Source organism: Campylobacter concisus (genome assembly GCF_003048835.2).
Classification (GTDB): domain Bacteria; phylum Campylobacterota; class Campylobacteria; order Campylobacterales; family Campylobacteraceae; genus Campylobacter_A; species Campylobacter_A concisus_D.
Genome location: NZ_CP060705.1, coordinates 459,613 through 478,966 on the forward strand (window position 1 = coordinate 459,613; position 19,354 = coordinate 478,966).

General features: G+C 40.9%; 16 protein-coding genes. All 16 read left to right on the forward strand.

Annotation, left to right across the window (positions count from 1 at the left end; translation table 11 throughout):
* Positions 1 to 27: 27 nt before the first annotated feature.
* The 16 genes from pyrH to CVT08_RS02350 all read left to right on the forward strand — a co-directional run bounded on the left by pyrH (position 28) and on the right by CVT08_RS02350 (position 19,229).
* Positions 28 to 744: a UMP kinase gene (pyrH, locus tag CVT08_RS02275; protein ID WP_103567680.1), complete on the forward strand. Its 717-nt coding sequence runs from the start codon at positions 28 to 30 to the stop codon at positions 742 to 744.
* An 18-nt stretch (positions 745 to 762) separates the two neighbouring features.
* Entirely contained in the window at positions 763 to 978 is a 216-nt protein-coding gene (locus CVT08_RS02280; RefSeq protein WP_004317259.1) for a DNA-directed RNA polymerase subunit omega, read from the forward strand.
* Complete coding sequence (locus CVT08_RS02285; RefSeq protein WP_004317242.1) at positions 965 to 3,154, forward strand: RelA/SpoT family protein; 2,190 nt, start codon at positions 965 to 967, stop codon at positions 3,152 to 3,154. Before CVT08_RS02280 ends, CVT08_RS02285 begins: the two co-directional genes overlap by 14 nt.
* Before the next feature lie 9 nt (positions 3,155 to 3,163).
* A complete protein-coding gene (gene tyrS / locus CVT08_RS02290; protein WP_107856585.1) occupies positions 3,164 to 4,372 on the forward strand; it encodes a tyrosine--tRNA ligase in 1,209 nt (402 codons plus the stop codon).
* Positions 4,373 to 5,464: a nitronate monooxygenase gene (locus CVT08_RS02295; RefSeq protein WP_021092139.1), complete on the forward strand. Its 1,092-nt coding sequence runs from the start codon at positions 4,373 to 4,375 to the stop codon at positions 5,462 to 5,464.
* Positions 5,461 to 6,900: an N-acetylmuramoyl-L-alanine amidase family protein gene (locus CVT08_RS02300; protein ID WP_107856586.1), complete on the forward strand. Its 1,440-nt coding sequence runs from the start codon at positions 5,461 to 5,463 to the stop codon at positions 6,898 to 6,900. The genes CVT08_RS02295 and CVT08_RS02300 overlap by 4 nt, the downstream gene beginning before the upstream one ends.
* Complete coding sequence (gene mnmC / locus CVT08_RS02305; RefSeq protein ID WP_107856587.1) at positions 6,897 to 8,762, forward strand: bifunctional tRNA (5-methylaminomethyl-2-thiouridine)(34)-methyltransferase MnmD/FAD-dependent 5-carboxymethylaminomethyl-2-thiouridine(34) oxidoreductase MnmC; 1,866 nt, start codon at positions 6,897 to 6,899, stop codon at positions 8,760 to 8,762. The genes CVT08_RS02300 and mnmC overlap by 4 nt, the downstream gene beginning before the upstream one ends.
* Before the next feature lie 73 nt (positions 8,763 to 8,835).
* Entirely contained in the window at positions 8,836 to 9,480 is a 645-nt protein-coding gene (locus tag CVT08_RS02310; RefSeq protein WP_107856588.1) for a cupin domain-containing protein, read from the forward strand.
* Positions 9,481 to 9,587: 107 nt separating this feature from the next.
* Positions 9,588 to 10,748, forward strand: coding sequence for a multidrug effflux MFS transporter (locus CVT08_RS02315; RefSeq protein ID WP_107856589.1), 1,161 nt, complete (start codon positions 9,588 to 9,590; stop codon positions 10,746 to 10,748).
* Entirely contained in the window at positions 10,741 to 11,379 is a 639-nt protein-coding gene (locus tag CVT08_RS02320) for a uroporphyrinogen-III synthase (RefSeq protein ID WP_107856590.1), read from the forward strand. Before CVT08_RS02315 ends, CVT08_RS02320 begins: the two co-directional genes overlap by 8 nt.
* Before the next feature lie 232 nt (positions 11,380 to 11,611).
* Positions 11,612 to 12,859 carry a phosphoribosylamine--glycine ligase gene (gene purD / locus CVT08_RS02325; RefSeq protein ID WP_107856591.1) on the forward strand — a complete coding sequence of 416 codons (1,248 nt, stop codon included), beginning with the start codon at positions 11,612 to 11,614 and terminating at the stop codon, positions 12,857 to 12,859.
* A complete protein-coding gene (locus CVT08_RS02330; RefSeq protein ID WP_107856592.1) occupies positions 12,856 to 13,305 on the forward strand; it encodes an RDD family protein in 450 nt (149 codons plus the stop codon). The genes purD and CVT08_RS02330 overlap by 4 nt, the downstream gene beginning before the upstream one ends.
* Positions 13,298 to 15,460 carry an LPS-assembly protein LptD gene (locus CVT08_RS02335; protein ID WP_107856593.1) on the forward strand — a complete coding sequence of 721 codons (2,163 nt, stop codon included), beginning with the start codon at positions 13,298 to 13,300 and terminating at the stop codon, positions 15,458 to 15,460. The genes CVT08_RS02330 and CVT08_RS02335 overlap by 8 nt, the downstream gene beginning before the upstream one ends.
* A gap of 12 nt (positions 15,461 to 15,472) precedes the next feature.
* Positions 15,473 to 16,171 (forward strand): sodium:proton antiporter, encoded by a 699-nt coding sequence (locus CVT08_RS02340; RefSeq protein WP_002941705.1) that lies wholly within the window; start codon positions 15,473 to 15,475, stop codon positions 16,169 to 16,171.
* Positions 16,161 to 18,359: a polyribonucleotide nucleotidyltransferase gene (locus tag CVT08_RS02345; protein ID WP_107856594.1), complete on the forward strand. Its 2,199-nt coding sequence runs from the start codon at positions 16,161 to 16,163 to the stop codon at positions 18,357 to 18,359. Before CVT08_RS02340 ends, CVT08_RS02345 begins: the two co-directional genes overlap by 11 nt.
* An 18-nt stretch (positions 18,360 to 18,377) precedes the next feature.
* A complete protein-coding gene (locus CVT08_RS02350) occupies positions 18,378 to 19,229 on the forward strand; it encodes a universal stress protein (protein ID WP_087582804.1) in 852 nt (283 codons plus the stop codon).
* The last annotated feature ends 125 nt before the right edge of the window (positions 19,230 to 19,354 follow it).

Sequence of the window (19,354 nt, forward strand, 5' to 3'; positions counted from 1 at the left end):
AATGCGTGAATTTCAAGGAGCATGACAATGAGTAAAAGAAAACGCGTATTGGTCAAATTTTCAGGCGAAGCCTTGGCTGGAGAAAATGGTTTTGGTATAGACACAGCTGTGCTTAAATTTATAGCAAGCGAGATAAAAGAACTCATCGATGGTGGGATCGAAGTTGGCATCGTAATAGGCGGTGGTAACATAGTGCGTGGTGTGAGCGCTGCAAAAGACGGTATCATCAAACGAACAAGTGGCGATCACATGGGCATGCTAGCAACTGTCATCAACTCGATCGCGATGCGTGAAGCTTTGGAGAGAAGCGGGCTTGAGGTAAGAGTGCAAAGCGCGATCAAGATGGAGGCGATCTGCGAGACTTTCATCGTGGGACGTGCGCAGCGCCATTTAGAAAAGGGCAGAGTTGTTATCTTTGCTGCAGGCACGGGCAATCCATTTTTCACAACAGATACAGCAGCCACGCTAAGAGCTATCGAGATCGGCTCAGATATGATCATAAAAGCGACAAAAGTTGATGGCGTTTATGACAAAGATCCTAAAAAATTCAAAGATGCAAAACTTTTAAAATCACTAAACTACGAAAAGGCGATGAGCGATGACATCAAGGTTATGGACGACACTGCCATAGCTTTGGCAAAAGACAACGCACTGCCGATCTTAGTTTGTAATATGTTTAAGGCTGGAAATTTATTAAAAATAATAAATGAAGAAGAAGCAGCCCTATACTCAGTTGTAAAATAAATTTCAAAAAGGATAAAAATGAGAACAGAACAAATCACAGCAAGAGCGCTAAAACAAGTAGGAGATGACAGATATAAGCTTTCACTTATCGTTGCAAAGCGTGCAGAAGCGCTAGCAAATGGCGCCATAGCTTTAGTTGATGCTGATACTTCAAAGATGAAATTTGCTGACATCGCACTACTTGAAGTGGCTGAGGGTAAAATAGGCTTAGAGGCAATAGTTGAAGGAAAATAGTCTTTTTTTAGAGCAGTTGATAGAGCAAATTTTAGCTTGTAAAAACGTTTCAGAAGCGATAAAACTGCTCTTTTCTCTTTGTGAAAGAAGTGAAATTTTAGACAAAGCTATCGACAGCTGCGTCACATCTCACGCTGGACAATACCGCAAAAGCGGCGAACCATACGCCATCCACCCCATCTTAGTAGCCTCTATCGTAGCAAATATGGGCGGCGATGAGAGCATGGTCATAGCTGCACTCCTTCATGACGTGGTCGAAGATACCGACGTAACGCTAGGTGAGCTTCAGGCTGAATTTGGCGATGAGGTGGCAAAGCTAGTTGAAGGGCTTACAAAGATAGTTGCTATTAGAGAAAATAAGCTTGCAAGCTCAGATAGCAACGAAAAACTGGCAAGCTCGGCGCTAACTTTTAGAAAGATGCTCTTAATCTCCATAGAAGACGTGAGAGTCCTTGTCGTAAAGCTTTGCGACAGACTTCACAACATGCTAACGCTTGAAGCGCTCAGGCCTGAAAAGCAAAAACGCATAGCTGAAGAGACGCTTATGGTCTATGCTCCGATCGCTCATAGACTAGGAATTTCATCGATCAAAAACATGCTTGAAGATCTAAGCTTTAAGTATGCGATGCCAGAAGAATACGCAAAGATCGATAGCTACCTCAACAAAAACAAGCAGCAACTTAGCCTAAAACTAAATGCTTTTCACGAAAAGGTAAGTCAAATTTTACTTGAAAATGGCTTTATCGAGGGCACTTTTGAGATACAAAAACGCATAAAACACTACTACTCGATCTATCTAAAGATGCAAAGAAAGGGCATTTCTATCGAAGAGGTGCTTGACTTGCTTGCTATTAGAATTCTCGTGGAAAAGCCGCTTGATTGCTACCTGGCACTTGGAAATTTACATATAAATTTTAATCCTTTAATTTCTAGATTTAAAGACTATATCGCGCTTCCAAAGCAAAATGGCTATCAAACGATACATACGACCATTTTTGATAACAAAAGCATCTTTGAGGCGCAAGTTCGCACTTATGATATGCATAAAACCGCTGAATATGGTGTTGCTGCGCACTGGAAATATAAAAACGGCGAGGGCAGCCTCTTAAATCCAAAGCTTGACTGGCTAAATGACATCAGCATGCAAAATAGCGAGAACGAGGGCAACGTCGAAGAGCTTTATGAATACGCAAAAGATAGCCTTTATATCGAAGATATCGCAGTTTATTCTCCAAAGGGCGAGGTCTTTACATTGCCACGTGGTGCTACGGCGCTTGATTATGCTTATGAGATTCACTCAGAGATCGGACTTTACGCAAAAGAGGCTTACATAAACCGCGTTAGGATGCCACTTTTAACAGAGCTAAAAAATGGCGATATCGTTAGGATAGTAACTGGCGAAGAGGCTAAATTTCGCTGCTCGTGGATAAATAGTGTGCGAACAGGCAAGGCAAAGGCGACGATAAGGTCATTTTGTAAGCAAAAGATAAGAGATATAAACTACAAAATGGCGATAGATATCTTAAAATCAGTATTTAACGTCTCAAAAGATAGAATTTTAGAGTGGATAGAGAGCGAAAATTTAGGTAAAAAGGTCTTTCGCGCGGCAACTGATAGCGAGTATCTGCAAGAAGTGGCAAATATGCTTAAAAAATACATAAGAAAAGAGCGTCCATTTATGATCTCTTTGGGCGACAAATACCAGATCAAAAAGCAAAAATTTGAAAACATAGTGATCTACTCAAATCACAAAATTTCAAATGTCGAGTTTGATTATTGCTGCAATCCAAAAAGGGGCGATAGCATAGTTGGCTTTAAAAATGGTCACACCGTGACAGTGCATCACAAGCTTTGCGAGCGCGCTGGCAAGCTCATGGATAAAGGCGATGAGATTATCTTTGTCAAATGGACGAGAAATGCCCCACATAGGTATAAAATTTTATTAAATTTAGAAAACAGAAAAGGTGCGTTGGCTGAATTTTTAACATATCTTGCTAGACTTGATATAAATTTAGCTACAATCTCGCTAAACGAAGCAAATGATCTTAGCGGAGATACGTTTGAAATAAGCGTCGAAATAGCAGAAAACATCGATGCAAACGAGATCAAAGAGAAGATCAAAGATAGATATAAGATTATTGATTTTGTTTCGCAAAGCGACCCATATCATAATTAGGAGAGAAAAATGGTTCAAGATATAGATGATATTTTACAAGAGATAAACCGCGGCGTTGCTGAGATGATCGATGCTGAGAGAGTTGAAAGCTTAATTAAAAATTATTATGAAAAAGGCGAAAATTTCTACGTAAAAGCAGGCTTTGACCCAACAGCTCCAGACCTTCACCTAGGTCACACAGTCGTTTTAAACAAGATGGCTTTGCTTCAAAAACATGGCGCTATAGTGCAGTTTTTAATAGGTGATTTTACCGCTCAAATAGGCGATCCAACAGGCAAGTCAGCCACTAGAAAAAAGCTAGATCAAGAGACCGTTTTAAAAAATGCCAAAACCTACGAAGAGCAAGTTTTTAAAATTTTAGATCCTAAAAAAACTGTGATAATGTTTAACTCAAAATGGTCAAATGAGCTAGGAGCCGCTGGGATAATAGAGCTAACTAGCACATTTTCAGTAGCTAGAATGCTAGAGCGAGATGACTTTGAAAAGAGGATAAAAGCAGGCAATCCTATATCAATCTCTGAGTTTATGTATCCGCTTCTTCAAGGATATGATAGCGTTGCTATGAAGTGTGACATTGAGATGGGAGGCACAGATCAGAAATTTAACCTTCTAATGGGTAGAACCTTGCAGCGAACATATAATATCGGCAAAGAGCAAGCTGTCATCATGATGCCACTTCTTGAGGGGCTTGATGGCGTAAATAAGATGAGCAAGAGCCTTGGCAACTACATCGGCGTAACTGAAAATGCAAATGATATGTTTGCAAAAACGCTTAGTATAAGTGATGAGCTTATGTGGCGCTGGTACGAGCTACTAAGCACAAAAACACTTGGCGAGATAGAAGAGCTGATGAATGACGTAAATAGTGGTAAATATCATCCAAAAAAGGCAAAAGAGGATCTTGCATACGAGATAACAGCGAGGTATCACGGCGAGGAGGCGGCAAAGGCTGCTATGGCTGAGTTTAACAGCGTGCACTCTCAAAATCAGCTCCCAACAGATATGAAAGAATTTAGCTTAAAAGCTCCAATTTGGATAGTTGAAGCCTTATCTCAGTGTGGGCTAAGTGAGTCAAACTCTCAAGCAAGGCGAGATATAAAAGCAAACGCAGTTAGCATCAATCAAGAAAAAATTAGTGATGAGCAGTTAAAATTAGGAGCAGGCGAGTATATCTTGCAGGTTGGAAAGCGTAAATTTGCGAAGATAAAGGTTGAATAAATGGAGTTAAAGCCGTTAAAAATAGGTAAATACGAGATAAAATACCCGATATTTCAAGGCGGTATGGGGCTTGGCATCAGCTGGGATAAACTAGCTGGCAATGTGAGCTTAGAAGGCGGTCTTGGCATAATTAGCTCAGTTGGCACAGGCTACTATGAAAACCGCAAATTTATAGATAAAGAGCTAAATGCAAAGCCTTTTGGAAGTGAAAATTTTTACTCTACAAGAGGCCTTCGAGCTGTCATCGAAAATGCACGTAAAATTTGTGGCGACTTGCCACTTGGCGTAAATATAATGTATGCTGCAAACGACTACGCAAGAGTGGTTAAGGATGCTTGCGAGGCTGGTATAAACATCATTGTCTCAGGTGCAGGTTTGCCTACAAATTTACCCGAATTTACACAAAATTTTAAAGAGATAGCACTTGTGCCGATCGTCTCAAGCGCAAAAGCACTAAAGATCATCTGTAAGCGCTGGCTTCAAAGATATGAGCGCTTGCCTGATGCTGTCGTGCTTGAAGGACCGCTAAGTGGCGGACATCAGGGCTTTACATACGAGCAGTGCCTTGATCCCGAGTTTTCACTATTTAACCTCATCCCGCAAGTAAAAGCCGAGATCAAAGAGTGGGGCGACTTTCCGCTCATCGCAGCTGGTGGAATTTGGGATAAAAACGACATCGAAAAGGCGATATCACTAGGCGCAGACGGCGTTCAGATGGGCACACGCTTTATTGGCACTCACGAGTGTGACGCAGATATCGGCTTTAAAGAGGTTTTGCTAGCGGCTGAAGAGAAAGACATCGAGCTTATAAAGAGCCCAGTTGGCTATCCAGCTCGCGGGATAAGAACAAATTTGATAAATTTAGTCGATAAAAGAATGGGTCCAAAGATCCAGTGCATAAGCAACTGCGTGAGCCCTTGCCAAAGAGGCAAAGAGGCAAAGCAGGTGGGGTATTGCATCGCAGATAGGCTATTTGACGCATATAGCGGCAAAAAAGAGAGCGGGCTATTTTTCACAGGGGCAAATGGCTACAAACTAAAAGAGCTAATAAGCGTAAAAGAGCTAATGCATAAGCTGGTACATGGTGAATGAAACGGGTTTTAATATCTCTTTTTCTAGCATTTAGTTTTCTTTTTGCGTCGACAAATTCGGAGACTTTTGCCAAATTTGATAGAAATTTTATGGCTCTAAACAGAAGCGCAAAGATCAAACTTCACAACGATATAAAAAATATCTACGTTGATGCGATCATCAAAAATGATAAAAACACGAAAAAGCAGGCACTTACTAGACTTATAACAAGCTCAAAAGCGCTTGGCTTTGACTCAAACGCATATATAAGAGATCTAAATTTGATAAATGGCGTAAAAGGTGCTAGCATGCCAGCAGCTTCGCCAGCTTTAACGCTACTAAGTGCGACAAAGGTAAATGACACCTTGGTGCTTAAATTTAACACAAAGCTAGATACCGCAAGGCTAAAAACATCATTTGCCAAACAGCAAAACGCCTACAAAAACATCATGGATATTGATGGCAGGCTAAATGGCAATCCACTAACTTATAAAAATTTCATCTCAGACTACATCCACATCTCGCAGTATGACAAAAACACCGTTAGGATCATTTTTTCTGACAAGGTGCAAAAGACGATAAAGGCAAATGCAACTGGGGACTTGCTAATAATAAGCGCTCAAAATTTCATCTCAAATGAAAACGTAAGAGCGCCGCTTAATAAAAATAAAAAAGAAGAGGCCAAGCCAAAAGAGCCAGAGCCAAATTTAAAGTCTGAGCCAGCACAAAGCGAGCCAGTAGAAGAGCCTTTGCCTCCAGTTACAGCGGGTAAATTTTCACGCAACAAAACGATCGTCATCGACCCAGGGCATGGCGGCACGGATCCTGGTGCGGTAAATGGCAGTTTAAAAGAAAAAACAGCCGTTTTAGGTGTAGCCAAAAAGCTTGGCGAGATACTAAAATCTCGTGGCTACAAGGTCTATTTCACCAGATCAACTGATGTTTTTATAAATTTAAGATCAAGAACAAAATTTGCAAACGACAAGATGGCTGACCTCTTTGTCTCCATCCACGCAAACGCCGCTCCAAACGCTGCTAAAGCAAAGAGCATGCACGGTATCGAGACATTTTTCTTATCGCCTGCAAGGAGCGAGCGCAGTAAAAACGCAGCTGCACTTGAAAATAAATCAGACATCGAAGAGATGAACTACTTTTCGCAGCAGACGTTTTTAAACGTGCTAAACCGCGAGAAGATCATCGCCTCAAACAAGCTTGGTATCGACATCCAAAAGGACATTTTAGCAAGCGCTAGAAAGGTCTATGCAGCCAGCGACGGCAGCGTGCGCGAGGCGCCATTTTGGGTGCTTGTGGGCGCTCTTATGCCAGCGGTTCTTGTCGAGATCGGCTACATCACACATCCAGTAGAGGGCGAAAAACTATTTAACGAAGCCTATCAAAAAGCCCTTGCAAACGGCATCGCAAACGGCATAGATGGATATTTCGCAAAAAATAGATGAAAAATGCAAATTTAAGCTTTAAAGGGCAAATTCCATTTAACGAAGAGTTTGGCGATATCTACTTTAATACCGAAAAACCCTGGCTTGAGAGCGAATTTGTCTTTGCGAGCGCACTTGATGAAATTTGGCAGAGCAAAGATAGCTTTATAGTCGCCGAGACTGGCTTTGGCGCTGGGCTAAATTTCTTCACGCTTTGTAAAAAATTTAAAAATAGCTCTAAAAAGCTTCACTTTGTTAGTATCGAAAAAAGTCCTATCAAAAAAGAAGATCTTTTAAAAATTTATGAAAATTTAGGTATTTTTAAAGCTTATGCTAAAAAGCTAGTTTCACTCTATCCACCGCTAATCTCAGGCATACACCGCATAAATTTCGCACCAAATATCACCCTTGATCTTTGCTGCGGCGAGGCAGAGCAAATTTTGCCTGAGCTTGAATTTAGCGCTGATATCTGGTTTTTAGACGGCTTTGCCCCAAGCAAAAATGGCTCGATCTGGAGCGAGGATGTCTTCAAAGAGATCGCAAGGCTAAGCAAGGTTGGCACCATAGTTAGAACTTACTCGTGCGCAAAAATGGTAAAAGAGGGGCTAAAAAATGCTGGCTTTTTGTTGAGCCTAAAAGAGGGCTACGCTAGAAAACGCCAGATGAGTAGCGCCGTGCTAGAAAAAAAGGATGAAAATTTAAAGGACGCTTGGTTTGCTAGGTGCGAGCCAGTTGCCAGCGTAAAAGGCAAAACAGCGCTTGTTATAGGAGCAGGAGTGGCTGGACTTGCAACAGCCAGCGAGCTAGCCAAGAATGGCTTTAAAGTGGTGATCGCCGAAGCAAAGAGTGAAGTCGCGACAAATGGCTCAGGTAACCACTGCGGCGCCTTGATGCCGCTAGTTACGAAGCCTGGGGTAAATTTAGGCCGCATGCACATAAATGCATTTTTGCAAGCAGTGAGATTTTACAAGGCAAATTTGTCAAAAAGCCTTATCAAATTTAATGGCTGCATCGACTATGCGTTTGATGATGAGCTTGTCAAGCGATACGCATCGTGGCAAGGTCAAAACGCGGAGGATATTTTTAAATTTGACGAGAATTTAAAACCATATCCTGGGATATTTATAAAAGAGGCGGCTTATGCTAGACCAAGAGAAATTTGCAAATTTCTCTCAACCAAATTTGAAATTTTATTTAACCACGAGTACGAGAGCAGGGCGCACCTGAAAAATGGCAAGATAAGCGTTAAATTTAAAAATAAAAAAAGCTTGGAGGCTGATATCTTGATCTTTTGCACAGGCAGCAAGAGCAGTGAAATTTTTAAAGGCTACGACATGCAAATAAGTAGCGTCAGAGGTCAAGTCACGCACCTAAAGCCAGTTTTAAAAAATACAATGCCGCTAAGTGCAAAAGGCTACATTTGCCCAGCCGTCAAAGGGGTGCAAGTCATCGGCGCAACCTACGCTAGAAATGAAATTTGCGACACACCTAAAGATGAAGATAACGCTAAAAATTTAAGCGACGTGAGCGAGTTTTTTGACACCAGAGAAGCCACTATCATCGGCTCACGTGTGGGATATAGAAGTTATAGCGGAGATAGGTTTCCGATAATCGGCGCCTTGCACGATGAGGAGTTTTACAAGCAAAACTACAAAGGGCTATTTTGGAGTAAAAATAAAGATAATAATCCAAAAGCAAGCCACGAAAAAAATGTCTTTGTAAATTTCGCTCACGGATCACGTGGCCTTGGCACGGCGATACTTGGAGCAAATTTGATAATAGATCTTGTGCTTGCTCGCCCACTTTGCATAGAAAGATCGCTATTTCATGAGCTTCATCCTGCTAGATTTTTGATAAGAAAGTTAAAAAAAGGACTAAAATAGTCAAATTTCTTAACTTATGTTAAGAACTGTTATCAAAACTTACATTATAATCCTTCGCAAAAAAGGATAAAAAATGAGTCAAATTTATAATCTTGACAAAGACACAAAGATAGTTGAAAAAAGCGTCGTTAGCAAAAGGCTCTTTCAAAACAAAAACGCAAGTGTCGATATATACGCATTTGACGAGGGTGAGGAGCTCGATCACGAGATGCTTTTTATAGACAGCCTTGCCTTTGTCATTGACGGCGAAGCGCAGCTTGAATACGGCAAAAAGCAAATGAAGCTTGGACGCGACGAAGCCTGCCTTATCGAGGCAAAAACCTGGCGAAAGCTCAAATTTACAAAAAAAACAAAATATTTACTAATAGATTTTAAGGAGAATGTTATGATAGATCATTTAGACAAAGCGAGCGTTTTTAGCCTCGCAGGTGCCGTTAGCTACGAGAGTGGCAAGATAGTTAGCAAGACGCTTGTCAAAAACGAAAATGGCTCGATGTCGCTGCTTAGTTTTGACAAAGACCAAGAGCTCTCGACCCACGCAGCACCAGGCGACGCGCTACTTATCGCACTTGATGGCGAGCTTGATTTGAAAATAGCTGATGAGAGCTTTCATCTAGTAAAGGGCGATAGCATCGTGCTTCCAGGCAAGATCCCACACGGACTAAAAGTGAAAGATAAATTCAAAATGCTACTTATCGTCACAAAAGACAAAATGTAAAATAAGCCCTATTTTAGGGCTTTTCTCTTTTATAAATCACATTAAATTTACCCTTAATAACCCAAAAAGCAAAGTGATAATATAATCGTTTTTAAAAAAGAAGAGCGATGAGAAAAGAAAATTCCAAACTATTTTTACTGATATTTTTAGGCGTGCTTTCAGCCTTTGGGCCGTTTGTGACCGACCTTTACTTGCCAGCACTTCCAGCCATAACCGAGTGGTTTAGTACAAGTATCTCTGCCACGCAGCTAACTATAACTACTTCGATGGCAGGCCTTGCGATCGGTCAGCTAATAATTGGCCCAATCAGCGATAAATTTGGCCGAAAAACGCCACTTACCATCTCGCTCATCGTCTATACGGTAAGCACGATTTTTATATTTTTTGCGCAAAATATCCAGTTTTTTATCTTTATGCGTATCATCCAAGGCCTTGCAAGTGCGGGCAGTCTCGTCATCTCAAGAGCCGTTGTGAGCGACCTTTATAAGGGTCACGAGATGACAAAATTCTTTAGCCTTATGATGGTTGTAAATGGCCTTGCTCCGATACTTTCGCCAATAGGTGGCAGCTTTCTACTTAAATTTACCGACTGGCGCGGCATCTTTATGGCACTAACTATCATTGGCATTGTGCTATTTATCGCAAATTTTTACTTCAAAGAGAGCCTAAGCCAGAGAGATCGCCTAAAAGTACCACTGCTTCAGACTTACGGCGTCTTTGGCAAAATTTTAAGAAAAAAGAAATTTATGCTCTTTATCGCGATCCAGACATTTACTATGGGTGCGATGTTTGCCTATATCGCGGCATCTTCTTTTATATTTCAGGATTTTTACTCGCTAAGTCCATTAAGCTACGGTTTTTGCTTTGGGGCAAATGGTCTAGCCATCGTCATAGGTGCTAGGCTTGCAAGCCTAATAAATGAACGCAAAGCGCTAAAAACTGGGCTTTTTGGCACCTTGTTTGCTAGCATTTTTGTTGCACTCATGCTTTGCTCTAAATTTGAAGTGATCGGCGTTATCATCGCATTTTTCTTGCTTTTGCTCTTTACTGGCTTTATCTTACCAACGGCCTCATCACTTGCGATGAACGAGGGCAGGGAGTATGCTGGCTCAGCCTCGGCGGTACTTGGATTTTGCCCATTTTTCTTAGGCGGCGTCATCTCTCCACTAGTTGGTCTTGGTGACATTTTTTACTCGACGTCAATAGCTATTTTAGTTTGCAGCGTGCTTGCTTTTATCTCATTTTTAGGACTAAAAAGAGTTGCGTAAAATTTATCTTGTCTCAAACACAAAAACAACTGATGAGAGCGTTATAAATTTAAGCGTTAGTAAGATCGAGTTTTTGAAATTTGAGATAAATTTAAGCGAATATGACGCGCTTGTAGCAACCTCAAAAAATACATTTAAAGCTTTAAAATTTAATGGCATTTCGCCTATAAATTTGCCAGTTTTTGCTATCGCAAATAGTTGTGCAGTGGCTGCAAGAGAGTTTGGCTTTAGTGAAATTTACACTGGACAAAATGCTCATGGAGATGACTTTGCAAGAGAAATTTTGCCACTTTTAAAAGGCAAAAAGGTGCTTTATCTAAAAGGCAAAGATAGCGCTTCAAATTTCTTAGAAATTTTACAAGATGGCGGCGTAAATATAAAGGCGATCATCGCTTATGAAAATGTCTTAAACCCTTGCAAAATGGAGCTAAAGCCACCAAAAAATAGCATTTTGATATTTGCATCTCCGATAAATGTGAGAAATTTCCTTACTAATTTTGGCTGGGACGAGAGCTATCAGACGATAAGCATCGGAAAGGTCACTGCAAAAGAGCTAAAATTTAGCACGCCACTTGTTAGTCAAAGTCAAGATATAAACGCTTGTATCGCACTTGCCAAAACGTTACTTTAAGCAAAGAATTTATATAATTTTATTGCCTGAGTGAAGCGAGTCAGCATTTTACGGGGTCCAACACTTTTTTGTTAGCGAAAAGGTATGGGTGCCTTGCGATGTGGCTTCGTTTGAGCCTTAAACAGCGAGAAGTTGCAACCTTTTGGTATCCATCTATTTGCAAGATTGGCTTTGTTTATGGGCCACTCTTTTATGCGACGCCCACTTGGGTTTTTAAATTTACGGAGATAATATGAACATTCTCATAATAGGAAGTGGCGGCCGCGAATACGCCATCGCTCTTAAGCTAAAAAGTGAAAAAAACGATATAAATTTATACTTTGCGCCTGGAAATGGTGCGACCTCACGCCTTGGCGAGAATTTAAACATAAAAGACTTTCATGAACTAGCTGAATTCGCTAAAAAAAATAATATCGAGCTAACTATCGTGGGACCTGAAGCGCCACTTAGCGAAGGCGTAGTGGATATATTTAAAAAAGAGGGTTTGCTCATCTTTGGACCAAGCAAAGCAGCAGCCAGACTTGAAGCTAGCAAGGCCTATATGAAGGACTTTTTAGCTAGAAATAATATAAAAACTGCAAAATATTTAAACACAGATGATAAAGAAAAAGCATTTAAATTTATTGATACCCTAAGCGCTCCGATGGTCGTAAAGGCTGATGGGCTTTGCGCTGGAAAAGGCGTGATCATCGCAAATTCTAAAGAAGAAGCCAAAGAGGCAGTTAGCGACATGCTAAGCGGGGCTAGCTTTGGTGATGCTGGCAAATTTGTGGTGGTTGAAGAGTTCTTAGACGGCTTTGAGTTAAGCTTTTTTGCCATTTGTGACGGCGAAAATTTTGTAAGCTTGCCAGTGGCGCAAGACCACAAGCGCTTGCTTGATAACGACGAGGGTCCAAATACCGGCGGTATGGGTGCTTACGCTCCAAGTCCGCTTGCTTCAAAAGAGCTAGTAAAAAGGGTCGAAGAAGAGGTGGTAAAACCTACGCTAAAAGGGATGAAAAACGAAGGCAATCCGTTTTGCGGAGTGCTTTTTGTGGGGCTGATGATCGTAAAAAATGAGCCTTATGTGCTTGAGTTTAACGTGAGATTTGGCGATCCTGAGTGCGAGGTATTGATGCCTTTGATAGATGGAAATTTGAGTGAAATTTTACTAAACGCTGCAAAAGGCGAGCTAAAGCCTATCAGCTTAAAAGATGAATTTGCTGTTGGTGTCGTAATGTCTAGCAAAAATTATCCTTATAAAAGCAGCCCAAAGGCTAAAATTTCAGTTTTAAATGATGTAAAAGATGCCCATATAGCTTACGCGGGTGTGAGCAAAGAGGGCGATGAAATTTACGCAGATGGCGGTAGAGTGCTAGTCTGCGTGGCGACTGCAAAGAGCATAAAAGAGGCACGTGATAAGGCCTATGAGCTTTGCGAAAATGTCAAATTTGATGGAGCGCATTATAGAAAAGATATCGCGTGGCAGGCTCTAAAATGAGTATGCAGATAGAAGAGAAGCTTCAAAACGAAGAAATTTCACTTGCCCCTTTTACAAAAAGAGTGCTAGCCTACTCAGTCGATGAGCTCATCGTTACATTTTTGTTTTTGATCATCTACTGGGACGCATTTGCAGCGATCACGACCTATGACGACGCTAGAAATTTGAGTATAAATTTCTTTTGGCAGATATTTGCTCTAAAGGTCATCTATCACACATTTTTCGTTTGGTATTATGGTGCAAGCCCTGGGCAGATGATAACAAAGACGATGTGTATAAATGTAGAAATTTTAGATAAGCCAAATTTAACTCAAAGTCTTGTTAGGGCGATCTTTAGGATAGTTAGTGAAGCTTGTTTTTATCTTGGCTTTGCGTGGGCACTTTCAAACCCTGCAAGGCAGACGTGGCAAGACAAAATAGCAAAAACAGTGGTGATAAATGCGTAAAATTTTATTTTTAATTCCGATTTGTGTTTTTAGTTTAAGTGCAGCAGTGCAAGATGTGCAGCTATTAGCTGATGATGTGAAGCAAGATAAGGGCATCGTAACGGCAAACAAAAACGTCGTTGTATATTCGCAAGAGTATCTTGTGACAGTTGATTGTGCTGTTTATGATCAAAATAGCTCCGTCATCGAGCTATTTGGCAATGTCAATATGATGAAGGGCAAAGACGAGGTCTCTCGCTCAAACTACGCCAAGCTAAATTTAAAAAACAACAACGCTGCCTTTGAGTCACTCTTTATGATGAACAAAGACATGGAAGTGTGGATGAGAAGTGACGAGAGCAGTTCTGATAGCGAGTATTACAGAGTAAGAAAGGCTATGGTTTCAAGCTGTAATGTCCAAGATCCTGACTGGAGCATCACTTCAAGCTCAGCCATGCTAAACAAACAGAGTAAATTTTTGCACCTTTTTAACCCAGTCTTTCGCATAGCAAACGTGCCAGTCTTTTACTTGCCATACTTTGGCTTCTCAACTGATACCACAAGAAGAACAGGTCTTTTGCCACCAGAGCTAGGATATGGCAAGTCAGAGGGTTTTTACTATAAGCAGCCAGTATATTTTGCGCCTTATAATGAGTGGGATCTAGAGTTTGATCCGCAGATTAGAACAAACAGAGGCGCTGGAATTTACGGTGCTTTTAGATTTACTGATTCGCCTGATTCAAGAGGCGAGATCAGCTTTGGTTCATTTACTGATAAAAATAGCTACCGAGCCAAGCAAAAAAGCGAGACTTCAAACAGAGCTGAGCTAAAAAACAAAACTCACAAAGGTGTCGGGCTAAAATATGAAAGAGATAAGCTCATAAAATACCTTAGTGAGGCTGATCTGCAAGAGGGTATGTGGATAGATGCAACCAAGCTAAATGACATAGACTATCTAAATTTAAAGGGTAGAGACGATGACTATGACTCGCTTGTGACCTCTAAATTTAACTACTTTATCGCAAATGACGATCACTACTTTGGTGCCTATGCGAAATACTACATAGACACCGAAAAGATCGGCTCAAAGAACGAAAACAAAGATACGCTTCAAGAGCTTCCATCGCTTCAGTATCATAAATTTACAGATGATATAGTCTTGCCAAATATCTTATATTCAATCGATCTTCAATCACACAGATATGATAGAAAGATAGGCGTTAGGGCAACTCAGTATGAATTTACACTCCCAGCTTCAGTGCATGTGCCACTGTTTGATGATAGCTTAACATTTTCATTTTACGAGTATCTTTACGCTTCAAGGATAAACTACGAAAACAAGATAAATTCATTTGATGACAAAAGAGAAGATAAACACACAAATTTTGTAAATAACTACCATAAATTTGCCCTTCACACAGACCTTGCAAAGGCGTATGAGAGCTTTTATCACACTTTAAATTTTGGTGCTGAGTACTTGCTGCCAGGATATAGAAAAGGAAATTTAGACGACGAGTTTATCTACGATAAAGATCTAAATGAGTATGAAAATTTCTTAGCTCAAGATCAGAGCAAAGAGGAAGTTTCTGGCTATTTGACACAGTATTTCTTTAACGGCAGTGGTAGAAAAGTCGTAAAACATAGCATATCACAAGGTTACTACACAAAAGATGATGAATATTCAAATTTAAAAAATGCCATCTATCTATATCCGTTTGAGAATTTTAGCCTTTATAACAAGCTTGAGTACTCACACAAAGATAGAGAGCTTAAAAAGGTTCAAAACGGACTTTACTATACGCACGATCTATTTTGGATAAATATGCTCCATACGATGAAAAAGAGCGATAGCAAGGCTAAAAACAGCGCAACAAAAGATAGCTACTTTACAAGCAGTGCAGGCGTGAAGCTCCCTCATCAATATAGCCTAATTGGCGACTGGCAATACGACGTTGAGAGAAGTTACACAAAGAGCTGGAGAGTTGGCGTGCTTCATCAAAGAAAGTGCTGGAACTACGGGCTAATTTATCAACACGATGTCGAGCCGACAACAACGACAAATGGCTCAGCCTCAACTAAGAAAAGTGGCATCTACTTTACTATAAATTTCTATCCGATGGGCGGCTTGCACTATGACTTTTCACAAAGCAGCACCGCTTCATCAAGTAGCAAATAAGATGGCTAGATAATGGCAAGCGTTAAATTTAAAGATCAACTAGATGCAGCCAATAAGCTCATCGAGATCTTGCCAAAAAAAGAGCTAAATGACGCTAAGACGATAGTTCTTTGCATGTCGCTTGAGTCAGTTATCCTGACTGATGTGGTTTGTAGAGGGCTAAATTTAAGCTATGAGATGCTCTTTAGCGAGCCAATCCCTGCGCCAAACAACAGCGAATGCGACGTAGCGATAGTTAGCGAAACTGAGGATATCGTGCTAAACGATCCTCTCATAAAAGCTTTTAACATAAGCTATGACTACATCTACGGCGAGGCGCATAGAAAATATGAAGAGAAAATTTTAAAAAATGTATATAAATATAGAAAAGGAAATTTGATAGGAGAGCTAAAGGGCAAGAATATTTTACTGATTGATGAGGGGTGTGAGACTGGCATGACGGCACTCATTTGCATAAAGACGCTGCTTGATGTGAAGGTAAAATCCATCTCATACGCAACGCCGATGATAGCCACCGATGTCTTTGCAAATTTAAATGATATGGTCGATGAAATTTACACGATAAACAAGATCGTTGATTTTATCGATGTGGATTCGTATTACGAGAAAAAGATCGAGGCTACGAGCGAGCGCATCATGTCGATATTAGAAGAGAGCCCTCACTATTTACCGTTACAAAAACAACAAGGAGATAAAAATAATGCAATATAGTATAGAAGTCAATAATCAGGTCGAAATTTTTGACCTTAATAAAGTAGCTAAACAAGCTAGCGGGGCAGTGCTTTTAAGAGTGAAAAACACCGTAGTTTTAGCAACTGTGGCAAGAGAAGATGTGCAAGTTGAAGAGGATTTTTTGCCTCTAACGGTGCAATACATCGAAAAAGCTTACGCTGCTGGTAAAATCCCAGGCGGTTACGTCAAGCGTGAGACCAAGCCAGGCGACTTTGAGACGCTAACAGCTCGCATCATAGATAGATCACTTCGCCCGCTTTTCCCAAAAGGCTACGCATACCCAACACAGATCGTTGTCATGGTGCTTTCGGCTGATCCTGAGGTTGATCTGCAAGTTGTTGGACTAAATGCGGCTTCAGTGGCACTTTATCTTAGCGACATCCCAGTAAATCGCCCAGTTTGTGGCGTAAGAGTTGGATATATAGATGATAAATTTGTCATAAACCCAAGCAACTCTGAGCTAAAACAAAGTGCGATCGATCTTTATGTAGCTGGCACAAAAGATGAGCTTTTGATGATCGAGATGAGAAGCTTACCTCAGCAAACTACGCAGCTCATACCGATGGTAGCGATAGAGCCGATGATAGATCCAAGCCTAAGCGATAGTATGGCGCAAAAGCAAGTGATGAATGAATTTAGCGAAGATAAGATGGTTGAGGCGATAGACTTTGCTGGCAAGGCCATACTAAGAGCTAGCAGTGCTTACGAAGAGGCGTTTAAAGAGCATAAAAAAGAGGACGCAGCACTTGAGCTAAAACCTGAGATAGAAAATGAAAATATCGCTATTTACATCGATAAATTTTATAAAGCAGAGGTTAAAAACGCGATCAATCAAATGGCAAAGAGCGAGCGTGCAAGCGAGCTTGGCAAGATCGCTAAGCAAATTTCAAGCGATGAGGTAGCTCAAAAAGAGGGTTGGGATGAGGCCGTCATCTCAAATGTCCTTGGTAAATATAAAAAGAAAATAGTAAGAGAGCAGATCATAAACGAGGGCGTTAGAGCCGACGGACGCGGACTTGAAGAGGTTAGACCTATTAGCATCGAGACAAATGTCCTTCCAAACGCTCACGGCTCATGCCTCTTTACAAGAGGGCAAACTCAGGCGCTAGTTATCGCCACTCTTGGCACAGATAGCGACGCTCAGATGTATGACATCCTAACTGAAAAAGCTCCTTTGGTTGAGAAATTTATGTTTAACTACAATTTCCCAGGCTTTAGCGTAGGCGAAGCAAGCCCGCTTAAAGCTCCAGGTAGGCGCGAGCTTGGACATGGAAATTTAGCCAAACGCGCCCTTGCACCAAGCATCGATCTAGCTTCTCCATATACGATAAGGGTCGTTTCAGAAATTTTAGAGAGCAACGGTTCAAGCTCTATGGCTAGTGTTTGCGGTGGTTCGCTAGCACTTAGAGCTGCTGGGGTCAATACCCAAAAACTAGTTGCAGGTGTTGCGATGGGTCTTATATTTGAAGGCGAGAAACATGCTGTTTTAACCGATATCATGGGACTTGAAGACCACGACGGCGATATGGACTTTAAAGTTGCTGGCACAAGTGATGGCATCACAGCGCTTCAGATGGATATAAAGCTTGGAGGCATCAGCCTGGAGGTGCTAAAAGAGGCACTTTATCAAGCAAAACGCGGCAGAGAGCACATCCTTGATCTAATGACACAAGCTGATAAAAATATAGAGATAAACGAAGATGTATTACCAAAACTTGAGCTATTTAGCGTTGATCCAAGCAAGATCGTAGATATCATCGGTCAAGCTGGCAAGACTATAAAAGAGATCATTGAGAAATTTGAAGTTTCAATCGACCTTGATAGAGAAAAAGGCGAGGTTAAAATCGCAGGTGGCGCTAAGAAAAACGTCGATGCGGCAAAAGACTACATCATCTCGATCACTTCAAAAGAGAACTCTCGCTCATTTGGCAAAAAGCCGTTTAAACACGACAAAGACCGCGTAAAACCGACATTTAATATCGGAGATGAGTTTGTTGGAAGCGTAAAAAGCGTGGTTGATTTTGGAGTATTTATCGAGCTAAAAGACGGTGTTGATGGTCTGCTTCACATCTCAAAGATAAAGAGCCCATTAAACGTAGGCGATCAGGTAAAAGTGTGTGTGAGCGAGCAAAAAGGAAACAAAATTTCGCTCTCTTTGGTTGAATAAATTTTTAAAGGATAGATGATGAAATACAAAAAGTTGCTTTTTCCAATAGGAGCAGGGGACGATATCGAGCCAAGAATTTACGGTGCTTTAAAAGTTGCACAATGGTTTAAAGCTCACATGGAGATCCTCACTTGCCAACTAGATCCAAGCGTGGTTTATAATATGAAAATGACGCTTCGTGGTGGAGTGCTTTTTGAGGAATTCTTAAAATCAGCCAAGTCAGAGCTTGCGGTTGAACACGAAGAGAATGAAAAGCTTTTTAATAAAATTTGCGCAGAGCTAGGCATAAAGGTGAGCGACGAGGTCATCGAAGATGTCTGCACTGCAAATTTCACGATCCATAATGGAAAAAGAAGCGCTATAGTTGAGCAAGAGAGTAAATTTTGCGATCTAGTCGTAGCTGCAGTGCCACTTGATGGCAAGATCACTGGCACATTTGAGTCAGCTGTTTTAAAAAGTGGCAAAAATGCGATCGTTATCCCTAGAAAGATGCGTGATTTTAAAGCTGATAACATCCTTGTAAGCTGGACGGGAACAACTCAAAGCTCAAGAGCCCTAACTGGCGCGATCGATCTTTTAAAGAGCGCTAAAAAAGTTCAGTGCATCACTTCAAAAGCAAGCCTTGGTGATAATGCCGAGCTAAATCTTAAAAAACTTGAAGAATACTTTAAGGTTCATAATATCAGTGCTAGTTTTGAAGTTATAGCAACTACAACGATACCTGGCGAAGCACTTTTAAAAGCTGCAAATGATAGAAACGCAGACCTTATCGTAGCTAGCAGATACGGCGAAAACGGACTAATGGAGATGGTCCTTGGCGGAACATCAAGATTTTTCTTAGAACATACAAATATCCCAGTTTATCTATAATGGATTGCGGCTTAGCCCGCGATCTAATTTATTATTTTGCAAATTTTAAAACTTTACTCACTCGCCTTAGCAACTTACTAAATTTAGGTCTCGTAAAACTCGCCACTAAATTTAGAAGCGTGATA